This is a genomic window from Aquimarina sp. AU119 (assembly GCF_900312735.1).
GTDB classification, from domain to species: Bacteria; Bacteroidota; Bacteroidia; order Flavobacteriales; family Flavobacteriaceae; genus Aquimarina; species Aquimarina algiphila.
The window spans coordinates 40655-61408 of the sequence record NZ_OMPF01000025.1 but is presented as its reverse complement, the minus strand read 5'-3'; the positions used below and the strand labels follow the sequence as shown (position 1 = coordinate 61408).

The window sequence follows — 20754 nt, the reverse complement described above, 5'->3', positions numbered from 1 at the left end:
CAATATTAACAATTTCTATGCCCTTTTCCTCATAATGGAACCACAAAAAATATACATTCTCGGTATTGAATCCTCTTGCGATGATACCTCTGCAGCTATATTATGCAACGGAAAAGTTTTATCTAATGTTGTTGCTTCACAAAAAATACATGAACAATATGGTGGTGTAGTACCCGAATTGGCTTCGAGAGCACATCAGCAAAACATTGTTCCTGTAATTGACCAAGCGATTAAGCAAGCTAACATTGACAAAAAAAACCTAAACGCAATTGCCTTTACACGTGGCCCCGGATTAATGGGATCATTGCTTGTAGGAACCTCTTTTGCCAAATCTATGGCTTTAGCTTTAGACATACCATTAATTGATGTCAACCATATGCAAGCTCATATCCTTGCTCATTTTATTGAAGAAGATGATTTTGACAAACCAGAATTTCCGTTTTTGGCGATGACCATAAGTGGAGGTCATACACAGATTGTTAAAGTTAATGATTATTTTGACATGGAAATTATCGGTGAGACCATAGATGATGCCGTTGGAGAAGCTTTTGACAAAAGTGCAAAAATATTTGGGCTCCCTTATCCCGGTGGCCCATTAATTGATAAGTATGCGCAACTAGGAAATCCTAAAGCCTTTCCTTTTCCTAAACCCAAAGTTGGAGATCTTAATTTTAGCTTTAGTGGCCTTAAAACTTCTGTCCTTTATTTTGTTCAGAAAATGGTTAAAGAAAATCCAAATTTTATTTCCGAAAATCTTAATGATATCTGCGCTTCTCTTCAATACACAATTATCAATATTCTTGTTGATAAGTTGAAAAAAGCTTCGAAGCAAACTGGTATCAAAAGGATCGCAATTGGAGGTGGTGTATCTGCTAATTCTGGCATTAGAAAAGCTTTAAAAGATGGAGAACATAAATACGGATGGAAAACATTTGTGCCAAAATTTGAATATACCACGGATAATGCTGCAATGATCGCTATTGTTGGTCATTTAAAATACCTGAATAAAGATTTTGCTGATATGGATGTAGTCGCTAAAGCCCGAATAAAATTCTAATGCAATTATTTTATAATAATACGTTAACTGAATCTAGTACTGAGATAAAATTCTCTCGAGAAGAAAGCAAGCATATTGCCAAAGTACTTAGAAAAAAAGAAGGAGATTATCTGCATATTACCAATGGTTTTGGGTATTTGTTTCATGCTCAAATAACATTTTCTAACCCTTCTCAATGCATTGCTAACATTAATTCTTTTGAAAAACAGGAGAATAGAAAATACAAGTTACACATGGTTGTAGCTCCTACTAAGATGAATGACCGATATGAATGGTTTCTTGAAAAAGCTACAGAAATTGGTGTTGATGAAATTACTCCTATTATCTGTGATCATAGCGAAAGGAAAATTATTAAAACAGAGCGTTTCGAACGTATTTTGTTAAGTGCTATGAAGCAATCTTTACAACTATATTTACCTAAACTAAACCCTGTAATTCCATTTTCCAATTTTGTACATGAGAAAAAAAATGGTCAATTACTAATTGCGCATTGCGAAGAAACCAAAAAACAATCCTTAAAAGATATTCTTCAACTTCAATCAAATACCACTATCCTTATCGGTCCTGAAGGAGATTTTTCTCCTAAGGAAATTGAAATGGCATTAACGTCTGGATACACTCCGGTTACGCTAGGTGAAACAAGGTTAAGAACAGAGACTGCTGCAATTATAGCTACTCATAGTGTCGCCTTTTTAAATTCTTAATCAAAAAGAAAATTGAGCTACTTCAATATTGAAGTCATCAAAGTAGCCCAACATCCATTATTATCAATACAGTCAAAATTTATTTTTTCAAAAATCTTTTTAGATGAATCTCTCCTGTTTCTGTTCGTAATTTAATGATATACATTCCTGGTTTTAATACTTCTGTAGAGACTATTATTTTTCCCTTCTCATTTACGTTTATATTTTGAATAATCTCTTTACCTTGAAGGTCAAATATACTTGCCTGGGTTATAACCAACCCTTTATCCACGCTCATTGTTAAAATATTGTTTACAGGATTAGGAAACAAAATTGGAATATTTGATTTTGTACCCAATGTCTTTTCCTCTTCGTTCTTGGATCCAAAAGGATTTTTGCAACGATCTTCTTTATATTCTGTTCTAATGGCTTCGGGATCTATTTTTTTGTAATCATCAACAAAAATTTGCTGTGCACTTCGTGTAATACAAGGCTCATGTTTAACTTCTTTAAGATCTATTTCTCGCTCACAAGAGGTTCCTGTTTTTCCTGTATCTGTTGTTTCAACCAAATAAATTTCAGTTCCTCCTGCTCCGAGAGATGTAGTATATCCAGTAAATGCAAAACCTTTATCAAAATCATCAGTTACCATCTCCATCCCTGTTTCTTGTTTTGTATCTCCATATTGACGTGCCCATAGCAAATTACCTCCTCCATCTGTCTGAAACATCATTGCTTTACGAGACGAAGTAACTTGTTGACCTACTACAGTATATAATTGATTTCCACTTGTGCTTGTTGTTATTTCCAGACCATATCCTGATTCTGTTCTTTCTGTACCATAGGTTTTCATTCCTAAAAAGTTACCTCCATTATCCAGAAATAGCAAAAATGCATCTTGAGAATTATTCAATCCAAAGCTAGTTGTATAGCCTGTTAACACATAATTTCCATTTTTATCTTCTTTTACACAATTAGCTGCATTTCTATATGCTCTTGTTGGGTCTAATTCATCAGGATAACCAATAATCCTACTCCATTCTATAGTAAGGTTAGGTCTTAGTTTAATAACAAAAATATCCGTAGGAGCATTAGAAATAGATGTTATAACCCCGCAACGATAATCTGTTGTAGAACCAGCAATGATATATCCTCCATCTTTTGTTTGCTCAATCCACATACCCCGTTGATCTCCTCTACCTCCAATCACAGTTGCTCTAAGTAGGTTTCCAAAACTATCTGTGAGGGCAACATATACATTTGCCCCAGGAAAAGCTTGAGTATAGCTCCTTGTTTCTCCAACCATTATATACCCCGGTTGCCCAGTAACAGCTCTGACGTTCTGTACACAGCGGGCAATATCAAACTCTTTACCTCCATAAACAGCAGAAAAGATTGGGCTACCATTAGTATCCACCCCCATAAGGAATGCATCTCCTGCTCCAAATCCAAAACTTCGTGTTACCCCTGCGGCAACGTATGAAACCGGATTATTTGGACTAAAAAAAGTTGATTGTCTTACAGAATTAAAGTATTCATAATCTTTACCTCCATAAATACGAGACCAGATTTGATTACCATCAAGATCGGTCTTAACTAAAGTGGCTTCTAGGCTTCCTAAGAAGTTCTTAGAAGTGTAACCTCCAACTAAATACCCCTTTTCAACTTCTTGAAGCTGATCTAGAGACATCCCTATTTCTGTTTTTTCTGTTCCAAAACTGTGTTGGAATTGTGAAAAGCCCAAGTTTACCAAGAAACACAAGGCAATACTACATGCTAATTTTTTCATAATGATTTATACTTAAATGGTTAATAAATAATAAGAATAGAGATCATGTTCTCCATCTTTTATATCTACTCTAAAGTAACTGAAAATACAGCAAACAACAAGGGGTAAAAACCTCATAATTAATAAGTTAAAAACCCTTTCGCAATTCAAAAAATTATTTTTTGTTACAGAAAAACCTTTAAATAATCTTTATGAAAACAATAAATTTTCCTTTAAAGAAAAAGAAAAATTAAACTGCATAAATTCTTAAACATCAGTTAATCCTAAAATCAATATCTTTAGCAGCAAATGAGAGTCATTATGATACAAATGTTTAGGAAAATCTTCTTTATTGGCATACTCTGTTATAGTTGTTCATCTAATAATAACAATGAGTCTGAAATAAATACAGATAATGATCCTACGCCTACTCCTCCGGTAAGTGAACAAAATACGATAAGTGCTTTGGAGTTTATCGATGAATTTGTTATTCCAAACCAGGAAATAGATGGTATACCTATTGGTGGATTTTCTGGTATTGATTATCAAAATGGAAAATGGTATATCATATGTGATACATCTACTCCACCTATACGTTATTATGAAGCAGACATAGCGTATAATAAAGATGCCTTTACCTCTGTTAGTATTAGTACTATGATAGAAATAAAAGACAATGCTGGAGTTCCTTTAACACAAGGTATTGTTGATCCAGAATCCATACGTTTTGATTCAAAAACTAATACTATTATATATAGTAGTGAAGGTTCGATTACAAATGGTGTAGACCCTGCTGTATTAGAAATAAGTCCAGAAGGCAATCAAATTAAAAGTTTCACGCTACCTAATAATTTTAAGGCTAATACTTTAGATGATTCTTCTGGACCAAGACATAATGGTGTGCTAGAAGGACTTTCATTAAGTTTTGATTCTACAGGATATTGGGTTTCTTTTGAGTTACCTCTCATTGAAGATGGACCAGAACCAACTACAACAGATACAGACTCTCCTGTGCGTATTACATTCATAAATAAGACATCTGGTATAGCCGAGCGACAATTTGCATATGAGTTGGACCTTGTAACAAGAGCTGCTGCACTTGGAACCACATTTGAAGTTAATGGGTTGGTCGAAATCATTGAATATGACGAAAACAAGTTTTTAGCGCTCGAACGTTCGTTTTCATCAGGGTATATTGATGGAGGAAATACAGTAAAAATTTATCAGGTAGATGCAACTAATGCAACAAACACATTAGCTACAGAAACTTTAAAAGGAGATATGTATACTAAAGCCACGAAAACATTGCTTTTTAATTTTGAAACCATTCGAAACCAATTAACAAATAACACAGTAGACAACTTAGAAGGGTTTACTTTTGGTCCCAAATTAGAAGATGGAAGCAGAACAGTTGTGGTTATATCTGATAATAATTTTAATTCATTTATTCCACAGCTTAATCAAGTAATTGTTTTTAAAGTTGTGCCCTAACATTCTGATTATTATCTAAGGGAAGTAATTTTTGAAAAAGAAATAGGTTAACATTTTTTTCAAAACACCATATTATATGTTACTTATTAAAATTATAAACCTTTATTCCATCTTCGGATTCCTCAATATAATATTTACTAAAATTTGTATAAAAATCTAGCTCTTTAATATAATACGGTTTTATTATCCTCATAGGATAATTGTTTGCTGTTGATGATGATATTAGTGTATTCTTCACTAAATCATATTCTTTCTTAGTAATATTTAAAAATTCAATTTTATAATATTTTTTACTTTCTGTTTCACCAGAAGATAGGTCTATTGTTGATTCATTGCCATCAGATATCTTAATTTGAAGTATTCTATCTTTTAAATTCCATTGATGGTAATCATCAGATGAATTAATTTTATATTGGTATAGATATGATTCATAATCAATATCATATTCTTTATATTTTATTTCATGTACTACCTTACCATTTTCGTTTGTACTTGCATGGACCACCTTTTGTAAGCCTAATTCGTCTTCATATTCCTGCATCCAAATAGTTTTTCCATACTTAATATACATCTTATGTAAAACTGAATTTAATGTTAACGTATCAAAAACCTTAGCAGTAGCCCAACAAGTTTGTATTTTTAAATTTGAATCTGTTTCTATCTCTATACTATTGGTATGTAGACCAAGAAATTGGGCAATACTATCTAATTCTAAGGATTGAAAGTAGTATCTTTTTTCATCTAAATAGGTTATCCCTTTATGATTTGATATATTTTTTATCTCTTCTTTTGTTGGATAAGAAGCATTTTCGTAATTTTTAATAGTATAATCATTATTAATAGTATCCAATGATTTAGACACTAACTTAAGTACATCTTCCTTAAAACTTAATTGGGTTAAATCAAACTCAGCTCCTTCTATTAAGATATCAGGTTGTATAAATTCTTTTTTTTCTTCTTTACAAGAAAAAGTAATTAATACCATAATGGTTAAAAAATATTTCATTTTCTTAGTGTATGTCCTTAAGTAACATTTCTTTTTTATATGGGAAACATTTAGCCTAAACATTGTTTGAAAATGATTTTTTCAGTTTCTGAGATAAAATTTTCAATATTTTTAAAGTTATATTTTCTGAGTAAGGATACTTCTTTTTTATTTTCACCTTTAAAAATCATTTTTACTTCTTTTCCATTATTTAAAAAATTCATTCTATGTTTAATTATTAGAAATTGTTCAAAGTTTTTTAAATCATATTTTTGAGTAAAAAAAACAAAAAATGATATTTCTAAGATTGAAGAATCTAATCTAAACTGAGCTTTTCTACTAACTTTATACATATAAACACTAATCGGTAAAATAAAAAGAACCCAGATAGGCATGCTATCCAAAGTCTCACCAACATATATAAAGTAAATTGCTGAAAGGCAGAATACAATTAATATAATCATATCAAACAATTTATTTTCTTTTAATCTTATACAATTTCCATTTTTATGATAAAATTGTTCCATAGTGTTTTTTAACAAAAAATAACAACAGTGTAAAAGCCATATACATCTCTTAATATCAACTTACACCTATTTATAATCAAATCTTTATTTTTTATTTAAAAGTATTTCTTTTTCACTATGCACATATACCAAAAGTTATATTCGAAGTGAATTAATAAATATTTGTTTGAGGACTTCTAATACTAGGAAGCGATTTAATAACTAATCATTAATTTTAAGATCATCATTTTCTTCTTCTTTTGGTTTTTTCCAAAACAAAAGACAAGCTCCAGCCCATAATAAATTTAAGATAATTATTCCTACAAAAAACATTGTTCGTCCTTCCTCTAATGAGTATCCAGCTATTCCCAATATATAATAAGCCAAAAGAGCAAATAATATAATTGTTCCAACGAAATATGCTATAATCCCTTTTTTTGTCAAATGTTTTAATAATAATTTTTCTAACATAATTTTAGTTTATTTTATAAAATTTCAAATACTCAAATCAAATTTGAATAAGTTGTCAAATTCAGAAATGATAAATTATAACTGTTTGCACAGCTTAGTATTTATTTAAAGATATTTCTTTTTCGCCATACACATACACCAAAAGTTATATTCGCGGAGAACAAATACATATTTGTTTGAAGGTTTTTAATATAAGAAGTAGTTTAAACTTTTTTGATCAGTTAAAAAAAGTTTAAACTCTGTATTTAGTACTTATTATTTTTTCTTTGTTTTTTTACATTTTTAATCATTTTTCCTAAATCTTTATCCTTTTTTTTCCTATCCCTAGCATCCGATTCAAAATACATTCTTTCTTTTTCCATTTTTTTAAAGTTAGAATATGAGTCTTCATCAATCTCACCATTTTCGACAGCTTTCAATATAGCACAGCCTTTTTCATGTAGATGTGTGCAATCTTTAAACCTGCAGTTTTGGGCATATTCGAAAATGGTTTCAAATGTAGTTTCTAGTCCACTTGTAGTATCTGCAATTCCTACTTCTCGCATTCCTGGATTATCTATCAAAATACCTCCATTATTTAACACTATTAACTCTCGATGGCTTGTGGTATGCTTTCCTTTATTTACACTAGAGCTTATTTCACCTGTTTTCATCTGTAGTTGTCCTGAAAGGTTATTAAGGAGTGTAGATTTTCCTACTCCAGAAGATCCAAGCAAACAATATGTGTTTCCTTTTTTTATAAAACTTTCTAAGTCTTTATACCCTGCTGTTTGATGACTCACGGTAAATACCAGAATATCACTAATTCTTTGTTTAATTCTATCCTTAATAGATTCTAACTCGGTTTTACTTATTAAATCTATTTTGTTTAATACAATAACGGGAGCTACATTAGAAGCGTTACAAATGGTTAAATATCTTTCTAATCTATTCAGATTAAAATCTCTATCAACAGCCTGAACTATTAAACCAAAATCAATATTTGTTGCTATAATTTGTATTTGTCCTGATTTACCAACAGCTTGTCTTTCTATAATAGAATTTCTAGGGTAAATAGCGTGAATCAAAGCCTTACCTTCATCATATTGAGAAAAAGCAACCCAATCGCCAACTGCGGGAAAATCATACCTGTTTTCTGCAGTAAATCTTAAATTACCTATAAGTTCGGCATTAAACTCATTTTCACAAGTCTTAACAACATATCTTTCTTTATGTTCAGCTATTACTCTACCAGTTTCGAATGAATCCAAATTTTGTTGGATTCTATATGCTTCAAGTCTATCGTTATATCCTAAATCTTGATATGTCATTATAATTGTATTTTATTCTCTTTAAAATTGATATCAAAAATGATATGGGAACAATAAAACCCTGCCTTTTCTATTGCTTTTCTTGAAGCTATATTGTCTTGAGTAGTAGAACATATAGGCTTTCTTTTCATCACCTGAGCCTTTTTTACCAGTTGTTGTAAAACCTCTGTACCCAATCCTCTTTTTTGGTAATCTTTATTGACGATTATTCCTAAATCTGCAATATCTAACTGAGAATCACTAAGCCTACATTCACCGGTAGCAATTATAGTTTCAGATTCTTTTACCATATAAAATTCTTTTCTTTGAATTAGGTTTTCTGTGTATCCAAAATCATCTTCAAATCCTATTTGATCCATAAGGAAAGTTTTTATTCCTTGAGTATCTCTTTCTGAAACTAGCTTTACATCTAATGAAGATTCGTTTTTTAATTTTCTATTAACATATTGAAAACATAATGTATTCGTCTGTATAGATTTTGAATGAGATAAACAGGCATTAAATGAAACCGGTTCAATAGAGCTTAAGCTTGCTGAACTTATCAATTTGGATTCAATCAAAGATTGAATGACATTATACATTAGATAATTATATTTATCAGAAAGAAAAATTTGTAATAAACTACCTTTATCATCTATACAACAATATCCAATATTCTGGTCAACATCCTTTATTAAATACGTTTGAGAAGAAGCTATATAAAGCTTTTCCCACATGGCATCAATAGGGGCAGAAAACTTTTGATAAAGTTCTTCCCTAAACTTATCAATAACAACAATATCATCTGTTTTTATAAATTTCATTATTTACTGTATTTATTAATAATATGTATTTTGATTTGTTGTAAAGGATACTCATCAAAAATGCATAAATAATTGAGGGCAATCCCATCTAACTCTGCAATAAATAAGTAACTCATTACCAATGAATTTTTGGAATCAATGTCACGAAAAATACTTTTAACAGAATTCAAAATAAAAGAAGACCTCTCTTTTATGAGATCATTTAAAATAATTCTTGTGTTAGGTTGCAGTATTATATTTAAGTTTAATTGAATAAGCATTTTGTCTAATTCTAATTGTGTGAAAAATGATTCTATTAATTCGAGTAATTTTTCTTGAGCCGTATTGTGCGTTTGTTTAGAATTGCTAATCTCTACTATTAGTTGGGTTGTTTTTGAAAATATTTCTCTTAATAAATCATTTTTTGTTTTAAAATGATGAAAAATAAGCCCCTTAGAAACATTGGCTTTTTCACAAACTAAAGAAATTGGAGTATTTTCAAAACCTCTTTCTGAAAAGAGTTTTGTAGCAGCATCAACAATTTGGTCTTTTTTATTCATAGTTATTTAGAATCAAATATTGACTGACTGGTCAGTCACTTACAAAACTATGAATTATTATTGAACATACTATTTTAAATCGATTTTTTTAACTATTGCATGGTCAATCAATGAAATAAAATAGTTATTTGAGAAATGAATTCTTTAGATAACTTTATAGAAACATACAGGATCTCTTAGGAAAGGAAAGAAAATATTATATGATTTTTATACGATTGATCTTTAAATACATCAATGACAAAACAAGCATTAGAGCAAACCCAATAAGCCCCAAAAGCCCTGCTTCAGGACCATACTCACCCCCTGTCCATAGATCGGCACCTATATTTTTAATTTTAATAAAAGATTCCTCAGATCTATTTCCGCTCATTGTAAAACCAAATAACTTGGATTGAGCAAAATTCCATGACATATGTAATCCTATTGACAAGCCTAAGTTTTTTGTAATTATAAAGGGAACGCACCAAACAATCCCATTTATAGAAAGATAAAAAATAGAAAGAAATGAAGCATTGCCATTATTAAAATGTGCCAAGCCAAATAATACTGAGGATAATAATAGAGCAACTATAAGAGATTGATTTTTTGAAAGAATACTACTTTGAAATCCTTCATTAAAATTGGTAAAGAGGTATCCTCTAAAAAATGTTTCTTCCCAAATACTTACAAAAAACATTTTAACGCCAAAAAGCAATAACGCTACAATATTTAGACGGGTTGAAAACTCTGTTATAGACAACACACCAATTAAACTACCTATTCCTAACAATATAGCAACAGAAGTTATTCCTATAATAATTCCTGTAAGGAAATAAATAATAGTATTTTTCTTAAATACAATACCATATTCTGAAAAATTTCTTTTATCTAAATATTTTGCGTTTAAGTATAACCCAACAATCAAAATAACCACAGCTCCAAAAAACTGCAAAACAGAATTTTTCACCCATATCAAAGGTAAAACAGAAAGTAATAGTAGTATACTAAATAGTAATATCCTCCAAGGTGCTCTAAATCGATTGTCATCACCATAAAAAAGTGAATTCATAGCTTTCAATACCATTTTGGCCTTTTAATAAATAACTGAAGTTCTTTTGAGTTTTATAAATTGCCAATAAATACTATCATGACATTATAATTACAAACATAGTTCATTATGATATACTATATAAAAACTTTCTTTTTACTCTTTCTGTTAATTACTGTGATCGATTAAAAATAATGAAAAAAAGAGTAAGCCCTTATTGCTTACTCTTTTTTAGGTATTAATATTCTATTAGTAATACGTTTATTTACTATCACTATCATTTCTAAGGCAAGCTGTCAAATTCTTTTCTTTTATTTTCGAACCATTCTTTCATTGCGTCAGGTGATTTCATTAGTTCCTGCATTTTATGCATAGCGGCAAGATGAGCCTCATCTCCTTTTTGGAACATTTCCATAGCATGTTTTTTACTCATTTCGGCTATTTCATCAAAGGTATCTGCATGAAATTCTATATCACAAGCTCCATTCAATTGATTACAAGTCATTGTTTTCATATATGTTTATTTTTTTAAAAGGTTAATTGAATACTTATATGAATCCTAATATTTCTAAATGATATCAGGTTAGTTAGAAGTAACTTTAAGATGCTCTTCAAGCCTTTCAAAAACAGAGCCCCAGCCATTTAAGATTCCCATCTTTTCTTGTTGAATGCGGTACTCCTCTGTTGCATGAATAATATTAAAGGTGAAATTGGTTTTATCCCCATTTTCTTCAAACAATGCCTGTATCTCTACACCTTCTGTCATTGGTTTGAAGTTTGCAGACGAACGTATTTCTTTAAACTTCAGAATCACAGAATACACTCCATCTGCTATAAATTCATTTCCATCTGGCATCTCCATGGTATATTTCCAATTTCCACCAACCCTAAAATCGTGTTCTATCACTTTAGTTTCCATTCCTTTTGGACTCCACCAAACGGCTATATGCTCTGGCTGAGTCCATGCTTCCCATACCAAAGATATCGGTACATTAAAAACTCGTTCTATTGTTACTGTACGATTTTTTGCATCATTCTGATTATTCATTCTCTTTGTTTTTAGTTTGTAATTTCATTAAGTAATTTTCAAATGAGTCAATTTTATCTTCCCATAGATTCTTATATTGCTCTATCCATAAAAAAGCTGGAATTAAATTTTTTGGTTGAATCTGGCAGTATCGTTCTCTACCCTTTTGGCTAATTTCAATGATTCCACATTCATTTAGAATTCTAATATGTTTTGAAATTGCAGGCCTGCTAATTTCAAATTTCTCAGCTACTTCATTCACTGTTAATGTATCATTTGAAACTAATTCTATAATATCTCTCCTAACTGGATCGGCTATCGCCTGAAAAACATCTCTTCTCATCTTATTATGTAACTGATCGGTTACAAATATATATGTAATCATTCGGTTACGCAAATATTTTTAAAAAAAACTATATAAAATATTGGACTCTAATAAAGTTTTTTCTTTAAAACTCTTACTACAGGAAGTCTTATTTACTTAAATAAGATTTAGTGTACTCTACAACTATTAAGATTACTGTTTTTTTGAATGTTGTATTACCTCCTCAGAGGATAATCCAAATATTGGAGGTGTCTTTATATTTAATAATGCTAGATAAGTATATAGAACGCCTCTATGGTGAATTTCATGCTCCACCATCGCTCTAAGCAACTTCCAGATTGTGATTTTATGACCTCCTGGTGTCTCACATTTTTGTTGTAATGACTTTCTATCTAATTCTGAAATGATTTTATTTGATGCTATATTTAATTCAGTATAAAGGTTAATCGTATTTTGATATCCTTTTGCAAAATCTTCTCCACATCCTGTATATAAACTTGGCTTTAACTGAATGTTTTCTACATACATAAATCGTTCTGTGAGTGCCAAATGTCTAATAATATCTCCTATTGTGAATTTTCCTTCCTTAATAGTCCATTCAATTTTATCTTCTGGTATATATTCAAATAGTGCCTTAGTACGTCCTTTTATTCTCGAATAATATTTCAAAAAATTATCTATATCCTGTATTTCCATTTTTCAAAACTTTTATATTAATCATTCTCCATCAAGTAATCCTTTTACTAAAATACTCAGAATGAACTAGAATTATTAAAACTATTATATAAAAAAGCCACAATAGTACTATTGTGGCTTCATTAAAAATGGATTCTGATCTGTCTCAGAATAATAATAAACATAATCTATAAACAAAGGAATTGTTATTCCTCCTACAAATTAGAATCCAACATTTTTACAATATTTCTATTCTAGTAGCTCCTGTGGTCTTCAATGATTTATCTTGGGTATAGGCAATAACTGCAAGTTCATCCTTTTCTGAAATCCATTCTGGGATCGTAATTGATATATTTCCAGAATCTGCATTTTTTATAATACGACCTGCAACAATATTGGTATTCTTTAAAGTACGGTTCCGATTTTCTCCTCTCGAAATATCTGTTATTCGTTCAGAAACAACTAAAGCCACTGTTATATTATCAAATACTCCTCCATTAACCTTATAATCCAAAGTTATACTAGCAGTTTCCTTCTTCACATCACTTAAAACAATTTCTGTATTTGCTTTTAAACTTGAATATTTTTTTAAAGCCTGATCAGCTTTTATACGATCTGAGCCTGTAAAATGTTCACTACCATTAATTACTAATTGCGGAGTATAAATAGATCTACTATTAAATTGTAAAGCATATTCTCTTTGATAATCGCTGAATAAAGGTGAACTAAATGGATCTTTCCAACCTAACCTATTCCAATAATCCACATGATACGACAATACAAATACATTCTGATTCTTATATTGTTTTTTTATTTCATCAAGTAGTTTATCTGCTGGAGGGCAACTACTGCACCCTTGAGAAGTAAATAATTCTAATACAATTGGTGTTTTATCAATATCCTGTGCATTAACACCTACCGATACAATAAGTATTAATACCATCATAAGTTGTTTTATCATCTCCATAATTTTAGTACTTTTAGGTCTTATTTTTAGACGATTATTATGGGGAAACTTACGGTATCTCTTTTCTTTCTTTTGATTTCGGCAACGGTTTGCTGTCAGGATATTGCCATCTTACAATATAAAGGTGGTGGTGATTGGTATAGCAATCCCACTGCACTACCTAACCTGATTCGGTTTTGTAATCAAAATATAAATACCACAATTAATGCTAAACCTATAACGGTAAAACCAGAAAGTGTTGATATTTTTCAGTATCCTTATATTCATATGACTGGTCATGGTAATGTCTTTTTCACAGAACAAGATGCCGAAAATCTTAAAAATTATTTATTGAGTGGTGGTTTTTTACATATTGATGACAATTATGGTATGGAGCCTTATGTTCGAAAAGAGCTTATCAAAATATTTCCAGATAAAAAATTAGTAGAATTACCCAGTACACACCCCGTTTTTTCTTCTAAATATGATTTCCCTCAAGGGCTACCCAAAATCCATGAACATGATGGAAAACGGCCTCAGGCCTTAGGGATTATTCATGAAAACCGATTAATACTTCTTTTTACTTTTGAGAGTGATCTTGGGGATGGTTGGGAAAATCCCGAAGTTCACAATGATCCAGAAGAAGTTCGAACAAAAGCTCTTAAAATGGGAGCAAATATTATTAAATACGCTTTTGAGAATTAATGTCAGAACAACTCCATCATCATACTTCAGGATTTATAAAAAATCAATTTCCTGTTACTCTTATTTGCGATCAAGTAAGCTCTCCTGCTAATATTGGTAGTCTTTTTAGAATAGCAGATAGTTTTGGTATTGAACAAATTTATTTTTGTGGAGAAAATATTTCAGTTGTTAGTAAACGAATGCAACGAACAGCAAGAGCTACTCATGAAATTATCCCTTATCATCAAGTTGAAAATATTCTTAGCATAATAGAACAATTTACATCTAGTGGATATACATTATTAGCTCTTGAAATTACAGATACCAGCATCCCTGTTTCAGAATATAAAATTGAAGCTAATGAAAAAATAGCCTTGATTATAGGGGAAGAAAATTTTGGTGTTTCTGATCAAATTCTCACCAAGGTCAAACAGAGTATTCATATCAATATGTACGGTAACAATAGTAGTATGAATGTGGCTACCGCAACAGGAATTGCACTTTATGAAATTACACAAAAATTATCATATCATTAATTAAACCTAAAAAGAAGTATTTTTATATAATATCAATAATACTTAAAGATTAATTAACCTTATTCATATGATTTCAAATTCAATAAAAATATCAGTTATCATCTTACTTGTTTTAATACTGCCAGTAAAATCTAACGCTCAAGATACAGATAAACAAGAAACTGTAAAAAAGACATTATTGACTATTTTTGAATTATGTGAACAAAATAAGTGTAATCAATTAGCTCCTTACATTGTTTATAGAGGTAAGGATAGTAATAGAAAATGGAAAGACACTTGCAATTCTAAAAACAAAGAAGAGCTAGAGCGTGTGCAAAATATATGTCATCGTATTCAAGAATTGCAAAAATATGATGACTATGAGTTTTCCGAGTTTATTACGCAAGAAGAATCTGAAGGTAAATGGTATGTTTGGAAATTAACTTTCAATACCAAAGAAACGCCAAAAATCTTCTATTTTGCATTTTTAAATATCAATGGTAGTTATGCTATTGGAGATATCGATGGATAGTATCATCGATTCGGATTAATTCTAACAGATATAAAACAATTTAGATAGATGAATTCAAAAACAATCGCATATGGTATTTTAAGAGCAGTAGCAATTATTGTTGGTATTTTGGGATTACTATGGTTTCTATATAAAATACAATCCGTTCTCATCTATGTTGCCTTTGCGGGAGTAATTTCTTTAATGGGAAGACCATTTGTATTATTTCTTAAAAGAAAACTGAAGTTTAACAACACTCTGGCTGTAGTTGTAACACTATTCATTACCATAGGGTTGTTTTTAAGTATTTTCATGCTATTCGTTCCTATCATAAGTGAACAAGGGCAATTAATAGGAGAAATTGATATCAATAAAGTTGGGCAAGACCTCGACAGACTTAATCAAGATGTAAGTGATTACCTTAAAGTAGATAAATTAAATGTTGTAGAATTGATTAAACAAACTGATTTAATGCAGTTTTTTGATCTTAAAATAATACCAAATGCTATAAATTCATTTTTAAGTGGTTTTGGAGCTGTTTTGATAGGGTTGTTCTCTGTTTTATTTATTTCATTTTTCCTATTAAAAGATAGTCAACTTCTGGAGAATAGTTTATTAGTTTTTGCAAAAAAAGAAGATGAAAACAAGTTCATGAGAGCTTTTACCAAAATCAAAGATTTACTTTCTCGATATTTTGTTGGATTACTACTACAGGTTAGTATTCTATTTATTTTATACACTATATTATTACTAATATTTGGTGTTAATAATGCTATTGCTGTGGCACTCATTGCAGCTATTTTTAATTTAATTCCATACATAGGTCCCTTATTCGGAGGCATATTTGTACTCATTTTGGCGATTACCAGTAATCTGGGATTAGATTTTCAAACCATAATCTTACCTAAACTGACTTACATTCTCATAGGATACCTCATTATTCAATTGATAGATAATTTCCTTAATCAACCATTAATTTTTGGAAATAGTGTAAAATCTCATCCTCTGGAAATCTTTTTAGCCATTCTTATTTTTGGACTGCTTTTTGGAATAGGAGGACTTATTGTTGCGGTTCCATTTTATACTGCTATAAAAGTAATTGCCAAAGAATTCCTTTCAGAATATAAGATTGTAAAAACATTGACCAAGGATTTGTAAATCGCAGTCAGAAGTAAAAAGCATTGAATACTAAAATTTTACATAAAGAGGTTCAAGAGTTTATCCTGGAGAAATCCAATAGTTCTATTGATTTAAGTATACTAATTTTAAGCGGAAGTCCATTTAAAGATATTACCATCCAAGAATTAGCACAGCAAATTCAAGGAAATCGTAAGACCAAAAGAAAATTACCTTTGTGGCATACCAAAAGTGGAATATATTATCCCCCAACCTTAAACCTCGAACAAACTTCTTCTGAAGCCACAGCACTATATAAAAGTAACCTCATTTCGGGAAAAACTCTGATTGACCTTACCGGCGGGTTTGGAGTCGATGATTATTATTTCGCAAAAAGAATTAAAAAAGTAATTCACTGTGAACTCAATGCTTCATTAAGTGAAATCACTACACATAACTTTAAGATATTAGAGGTAAATAATATTACTACTATACATGGAGATGGATTAGAAATTCTTAAAAATCAGAGTACTGTAGATTGGATATATATTGATCCTTCAAGACGACATGATAGTAAAGGAAAAGTATTTTTTCTTGAAGATTGTCTTCCTAATGTACCTAATAACTTAGAACTTTTATTTGGCAAGAGTTCTAATATCATGATAAAAACCTCGCCGCTATTAGATATTCATACCGGAATTAAAGCATTACAATATGTTAAGGAAATCCATATTGTGGCTGTAAATAATGAAGTTAAGGAATTGATATGGATTCTAAATAAGGGTTATACTGGTGAAATTAGAATGATCACCGTTAATATTCAAAAATCTGGCAACCAAGAATTTTCTTTTTTCCAGAATGAAGAAATCAAACAACCATTAAACCTAAGCGCTCCTAAATCTTATCTTTATGAACCCAATGCCGCTATTCTAAAAAGTGGTGGTTTTCTAATTATTGGCAATACATTGGGATTAAAAAAGCTTCATAATCACTCTCATCTTTATACTTCTGAAAAAATCATCGATTTTCCCGGAAGGAGTTTTGAAATTCTTATTGTATATCCCTATCAGAAAAAAGTAATAGCAAAATCAGGAATTACAAAAGCTAATGTAACTACACGGAACTTTCCAGAAAGTGTGGCTTTATTGAGAAAAAAGTTAAAAATTAAAGATGGAGGTGATGATTATTTATTTTTCACCACAGATCATACAAATAAAAAAATCATGATTCATTGTAAAAAAGTATCACGCGACTAATTAGAGTTTGAAAAGACATCAGAATGCTCAATAAAACCTTTTAAATACGCTTTTAAACCTTCATTATTAACTTTATCAATATTAGCCAACATAAAGTCCCTATCTTCTTCAATATTCTTATAGTATCCTGCTAATTTGGGCGCGTTAGATTGTATACTTAACCTAATCATTCTTAGTTCTATATTATCAGGTTCTAATTCGATTGATTTATCGATTACTTTCTTTGATTTATTAAAATAAGACAACTTATTAAAAGGGTTCCAGGAAAAAGAAGCTTTTAATGCTAAGGCGGCTCCATGATATCCCTGATAAATAGCACCGTCATTTTGTAGTGCTTTCTCTGTCAATTCATAAAACTGATCTGCTTTCTCTTTAGAAACAGTACAGGTTTTGTAAGAATCTCGTATATCTTCAATACGAATGACATCAGTAGTCATAAAGAAAAACAGGAATAATGCGGAAATAATTTTCATTAACTATATAGTATTATAAAAAGAAAAAAACACTTGTTCGAAGGTATAACCAAAAAGTAGTCTACTTATTATTTTACTATCGATATTTTGACTAATAAATTATTCTTTTTCCCATCATACGCTTCAAGAATCATATCTTTATTAGGCAAAGTAGCAGCTTTAGTAATTTCTAAAACATCTAATCTAGAATTTCTAACATCACTTCCTGTTAAGATAGCTTCTTTAGTAGTCTCTCCAGTAGTATCATCGATAACATAAGATGTTAGATAAATAAACTCTTTCTTCCCATCAAAATATCGTGTTGGAGTTTCATCAAATGAACGTTTTAGATTAGTAAAATCGTCAATATAGAATAAATAATGTTTTCCTCCGTGCATAAAGTTCTTATATGACATACTCCTTTTACTTACTGTTCCCATTTGATATTTTGGTAATTTATGCATCCATATCATACTACCATTAGAAGAGAGTTTGAAAGCAAAAATATCTCTATAATAATATCTATACGTAGTTCTTGATCCCGACGAACTCGATGTTGTAAAAGATTCTACAAAGCGTTGTTCTCCAAATAAAACTGTACTCCCATCTGCATTAAAAACAACATCATTAACTCTAAGGTTTTCAAGATCTTTCATATCATTGTCTTTTTGAGTTCCTTCATTTATCCTTTCTTCTCTTTTAAGTATTAGAGCTTGTAAATTTTCCTCAGGGATGTCAGACTTTATAACAGACCCTACGGTCCCATTATCAGTCAGTGTAGCAGAAAAAACACCCGAAATCTCATTTTTATTACCTCTATTCGCATAGAAACCAGAGATTTTTATTTTCCCGGAGTCATCTACTTCTATAGCCGCATCAGTTATTGATTTTCCAGAAATATCAAGTTTACTTTTAATAACCTCGCTTCCATCCTGAGTGATTTTAAAAACTTCTGTATGATATGTGTTTTCTAATTTATCTTTATCATCTGATTCTGCATTAAAAATTGAAGCAGTCATATAAAAATGCCCATCATTACCTATAGCAAAATCTTCATTTTGGATTCTGTTAGAAGGATAAGGCAATGTTACTTTTCTTTTCCAAAGAAGATTTAAAGCATCACTATACACAGCAATTCCTATTTTATCAGCTTTATTCGAGCCTGTTTCTATACGAAATAAGACCAAGAGGTTTTTACCATCTGCAGACTTTTTAAAAGCAAACTTATTTATCCTTCCTCCGGCATCAAACCCATATGTGCTCTTAAAACCAAAATCTCTATTAATATTTTCTCTATCATTTACAAGTTGGATTGGTTTTTCTACCACTATACCAGTAAGTGAAACTTTTTGAGCATATGCTTTGTCATTAATAGAATAAAACACAACTGCTTTCCCTCCCAATTCCATCACAGTTTCAAAATCACCTTTATCTTCTACAACTTGTCGTTTCTTTACATCTTCTTTTAGGTTATCAAGAGAATATCGTTGTATTGTCATCGAATTACGTCCCTTTTTAATAGATGCAAGCCGATTACCAGAAGCTACATGATACGTATTAAGACTTCGTATTCTTTTATACTTCTCTCCTACTTTAAATGTAAAATCTTCTAAAAGAATAGGCTTTTGGGCAAAAGTATATGAAGAAACAAATACTAAAAATACCAAAAAGCATTTCATATTCATTCCTATATTGTTTTTGTTCATATTCATAACATAATGTATAGGTCAATAGTTTACAAATATATAAAAGAAGTATTTAAGGATTCTTCAACTCGTAAATCAAAATGTAAGCTAATTTATTTCTTCTGAAAAAACTGATTTTCAACTTTTTAAAAACGTGCAATAATCAAATAGAAAAATATGGTAAAAAAATGTTGCATTGTAGATTCATAAAAGCTACATTTGCATCCGCATTTGAAACAATAATGCGACGTTCATAAAAGAATAAGGAGAGGTGCCAGAGTGGTAATGGAGCAGATTGCTAATCTGTCGACGCGCAAGTGTCGCCCGGGTTCGAGTCCCGGTCTCTCCGCACTTTTATTTTCGGGGTGTAGCGTAGCCCGGTTATCGCGCCGCGTTTGGGACGCGGAGGTCGCAGGTTCGAATCCTGCCACCCCGACTTTTACAGAGTTACGGGCTCGTAGCTCAGCTGGATAGAGCACCTCCCTTCTAAGGAGGCGGTCATAGGTTCGAATCCTATCGGGCTCACAAAAAGTCTTACATATATATGTAAGACTTTTTTGTTTTCAAAATCTTCTTTTTCTTCTTGTAGAAAAGGTTTTGTTGAGTACAAAACATTTAGAGATAATCACAATAGAGACCTTGGCAAAACCTTTAAATTACTTAAAATAGAGGTTCTTCCTATACAACATAAATTTTCTACAAAACATATCAGACACACTTTTGCGACTTTAGCAAAATTCAAAGGCATAGATCCCGATATTATTCATGAATTAATGGGGCATGAACGAGATGACATTGATACCGTTTATAAAGATAAATACCCCGAAAAAACAAGGGATGAAGCGCATAAAAGAATAATCTACAATCTTGATTGAGGATACAATTATTAATTGTTCAAATTACTACTTGATCCTGTTATTAT

At 30.7% G+C, this 20754-nt stretch carries 24 protein-coding genes and 3 tRNA genes; 12 read left to right on the top strand and 15 right to left on the bottom strand.

Annotated elements, in window-relative coordinates; genetic code table 11:
• The first annotated feature begins 34 nt into the window (after positions 1-34).
• On the top strand, positions 35-1057 hold the full coding sequence (gene tsaD / locus DK442_RS23345; RefSeq protein ID WP_109438392.1) for a tRNA (adenosine(37)-N6)-threonylcarbamoyltransferase complex transferase subunit TsaD: 1023 nt from the start codon (positions 35-37) through the stop codon (positions 1055-1057).
• Positions 1057-1761, top strand: a complete 705-nt coding sequence (locus DK442_RS23340) for a 16S rRNA (uracil(1498)-N(3))-methyltransferase (protein WP_109438336.1) — start codon at positions 1057-1059, stop codon at positions 1759-1761. The genes tsaD and DK442_RS23340 overlap by 1 nt, the downstream gene beginning before the upstream one ends.
• Positions 1762-1840: 79 nt before the next feature.
• On the opposite strand, the gene DK442_RS23335 is transcribed toward DK442_RS23340, so the two are convergent.
• Positions 1841-3529 (bottom strand): T9SS type A sorting domain-containing protein, encoded by a 1689-nt coding sequence (locus DK442_RS23335; protein ID WP_109438335.1) that lies wholly within the window; start codon positions 3527-3529, stop codon positions 1841-1843.
• 300 nt (positions 3530-3829) lie between these two features.
• On the opposite strand from DK442_RS23335, the gene DK442_RS23330 reads away from it, so the two are divergent.
• Positions 3830-4999, top strand: a complete 1170-nt coding sequence (locus DK442_RS23330) for an esterase-like activity of phytase family protein (protein ID WP_160114320.1) — start codon at positions 3830-3832, stop codon at positions 4997-4999.
• A 79-nt stretch (positions 5000-5078) separates the two neighbouring features.
• Here the strand turns inward: DK442_RS23330 and DK442_RS23325 are convergent, their stop codons facing one another.
• The 12 genes from DK442_RS23325 to DK442_RS23270 all read right to left on the bottom strand — a co-directional run bounded on the left by DK442_RS23325 (position 5079) and on the right by DK442_RS23270 (position 13628).
• Positions 5079-6005 (bottom strand): hypothetical protein, encoded by a 927-nt coding sequence (locus tag DK442_RS23325; protein ID WP_109438333.1) that lies wholly within the window; start codon positions 6003-6005, stop codon positions 5079-5081.
• A gap of 50 nt (positions 6006-6055) precedes the next feature.
• Entirely contained in the window at positions 6056-6511 is a 456-nt protein-coding gene (locus DK442_RS23320; protein WP_109438332.1) for a hypothetical protein, read from the bottom strand.
• A 201-nt stretch (positions 6512-6712) separates the two neighbouring features.
• Entirely contained in the window at positions 6713-6961 is a 249-nt protein-coding gene (locus DK442_RS23315; RefSeq protein ID WP_109438331.1) for a hypothetical protein, read from the bottom strand.
• 245 nt (positions 6962-7206) lie between these two features.
• Complete coding sequence (rsgA, locus tag DK442_RS23310) at positions 7207-8271, bottom strand: ribosome small subunit-dependent GTPase A (protein ID WP_109438330.1); 1065 nt, start codon at positions 8269-8271, stop codon at positions 7207-7209.
• Positions 8271-9074: a GNAT family N-acetyltransferase gene (locus tag DK442_RS23305; RefSeq protein WP_109438329.1), complete on the bottom strand. Its 804-nt coding sequence runs from the start codon at positions 9072-9074 to the stop codon at positions 8271-8273. Before DK442_RS23305 ends, rsgA begins: the two co-directional genes overlap by 1 nt.
• A complete protein-coding gene (locus DK442_RS23300; protein ID WP_109438328.1) occupies positions 9074-9613 on the bottom strand; it encodes a TetR/AcrR family transcriptional regulator in 540 nt (179 codons plus the stop codon). The genes DK442_RS23305 and DK442_RS23300 overlap by 1 nt, the downstream gene beginning before the upstream one ends.
• 196 nt (positions 9614-9809) lie before the next feature.
• A complete protein-coding gene (locus tag DK442_RS23295; protein WP_160114319.1) occupies positions 9810-10661 on the bottom strand; it encodes a CPBP family intramembrane glutamic endopeptidase in 852 nt (283 codons plus the stop codon).
• Between the two features lie 262 nt (positions 10662-10923).
• The gene (locus DK442_RS23290; protein WP_109438326.1) at positions 10924-11154 is read right to left on the bottom strand and encodes a DUF1059 domain-containing protein; all 231 of its coding nucleotides are present in this window, start codon (positions 11152-11154) and stop codon (positions 10924-10926) included.
• Positions 11155-11223: 69 nt separating this feature from the next.
• Complete coding sequence (locus tag DK442_RS23285) at positions 11224-11688, bottom strand: SRPBCC domain-containing protein (protein ID WP_109438325.1); 465 nt, start codon at positions 11686-11688, stop codon at positions 11224-11226.
• Complete coding sequence (locus DK442_RS23280; RefSeq protein ID WP_235011020.1) at positions 11681-12052, bottom strand: helix-turn-helix transcriptional regulator; 372 nt, start codon at positions 12050-12052, stop codon at positions 11681-11683. The genes DK442_RS23285 and DK442_RS23280 overlap by 8 nt, the downstream gene beginning before the upstream one ends.
• Before the next feature lie 132 nt (positions 12053-12184).
• Positions 12185-12688 (bottom strand): DinB family protein, encoded by a 504-nt coding sequence (locus DK442_RS23275; protein ID WP_109438324.1) that lies wholly within the window; start codon positions 12686-12688, stop codon positions 12185-12187.
• A 217-nt stretch (positions 12689-12905) separates the two neighbouring features.
• On the bottom strand, positions 12906-13628 hold the full coding sequence (locus DK442_RS23270; RefSeq protein WP_160114318.1) for a thioredoxin family protein: 723 nt from the start codon (positions 13626-13628) through the stop codon (positions 12906-12908).
• A 45-nt stretch (positions 13629-13673) separates the two neighbouring features.
• Between DK442_RS23270 and DK442_RS23265 the strand changes: the two genes are divergently transcribed.
• From DK442_RS23265 to DK442_RS23245, 5 genes are all read left to right on the top strand, one after another.
• Positions 13674-14318: a DUF4159 domain-containing protein gene (locus tag DK442_RS23265; RefSeq protein ID WP_109438322.1), complete on the top strand. Its 645-nt coding sequence runs from the start codon at positions 13674-13676 to the stop codon at positions 14316-14318.
• Entirely contained in the window at positions 14318-14833 is a 516-nt protein-coding gene (locus DK442_RS23260; protein WP_109438321.1) for a TrmH family RNA methyltransferase, read from the top strand. The genes DK442_RS23265 and DK442_RS23260 overlap by 1 nt, the downstream gene beginning before the upstream one ends.
• A 67-nt stretch (positions 14834-14900) precedes the next feature.
• Positions 14901-15344 (top strand): hypothetical protein, encoded by a 444-nt coding sequence (locus DK442_RS23255; RefSeq protein ID WP_109438320.1) that lies wholly within the window; start codon positions 14901-14903, stop codon positions 15342-15344.
• Between the two features lie 48 nt (positions 15345-15392).
• Positions 15393-16481, top strand: coding sequence for an AI-2E family transporter (locus DK442_RS23250; RefSeq protein WP_109438319.1), 1089 nt, complete (start codon positions 15393-15395; stop codon positions 16479-16481).
• Positions 16482-16504: 23 nt separating this feature from the next.
• Positions 16505-17695 carry a class I SAM-dependent methyltransferase gene (locus DK442_RS23245; protein WP_109438318.1) on the top strand — a complete coding sequence of 397 codons (1191 nt, stop codon included), beginning with the start codon at positions 16505-16507 and terminating at the stop codon, positions 17693-17695.
• Here the strand turns inward: DK442_RS23245 and DK442_RS23240 are convergent.
• Complete coding sequence (locus tag DK442_RS23240) at positions 17692-18168, bottom strand: hypothetical protein (protein WP_143918191.1); 477 nt, start codon at positions 18166-18168, stop codon at positions 17692-17694. The two genes, DK442_RS23245 and DK442_RS23240, sit on opposite strands and share 4 nt — an antisense overlap.
• 68 nt (positions 18169-18236) lie before the next feature.
• The gene (locus DK442_RS23235; protein ID WP_160114317.1) at positions 18237-19832 is read right to left on the bottom strand and encodes a hypothetical protein; all 1596 of its coding nucleotides are present in this window, start codon (positions 19830-19832) and stop codon (positions 18237-18239) included.
• A 265-nt stretch (positions 19833-20097) separates the two neighbouring features.
• Between DK442_RS23235 and DK442_RS23230 the strand changes: the two genes are divergently transcribed.
• The 4 genes from DK442_RS23230 (at position 20098) to DK442_RS23215 (ending at position 20707) form a co-directional block, all read left to right on the top strand.
• A tRNA-Ser gene (locus tag DK442_RS23230) sits at positions 20098-20181 on the top strand.
• A gap of 12 nt (positions 20182-20193) precedes the next feature.
• Positions 20194-20268, top strand: a tRNA-Pro gene (locus DK442_RS23225).
• A gap of 15 nt (positions 20269-20283) precedes the next feature.
• Positions 20284-20357, top strand: a tRNA-Arg gene (locus DK442_RS23220).
• A gap of 32 nt (positions 20358-20389) precedes the next feature.
• Positions 20390-20707 (top strand): hypothetical protein, encoded by a 318-nt coding sequence (locus tag DK442_RS23215; RefSeq protein ID WP_160114316.1) that lies wholly within the window; start codon positions 20390-20392, stop codon positions 20705-20707.
• Positions 20708-20754: the final 47 nt, after the last annotated feature.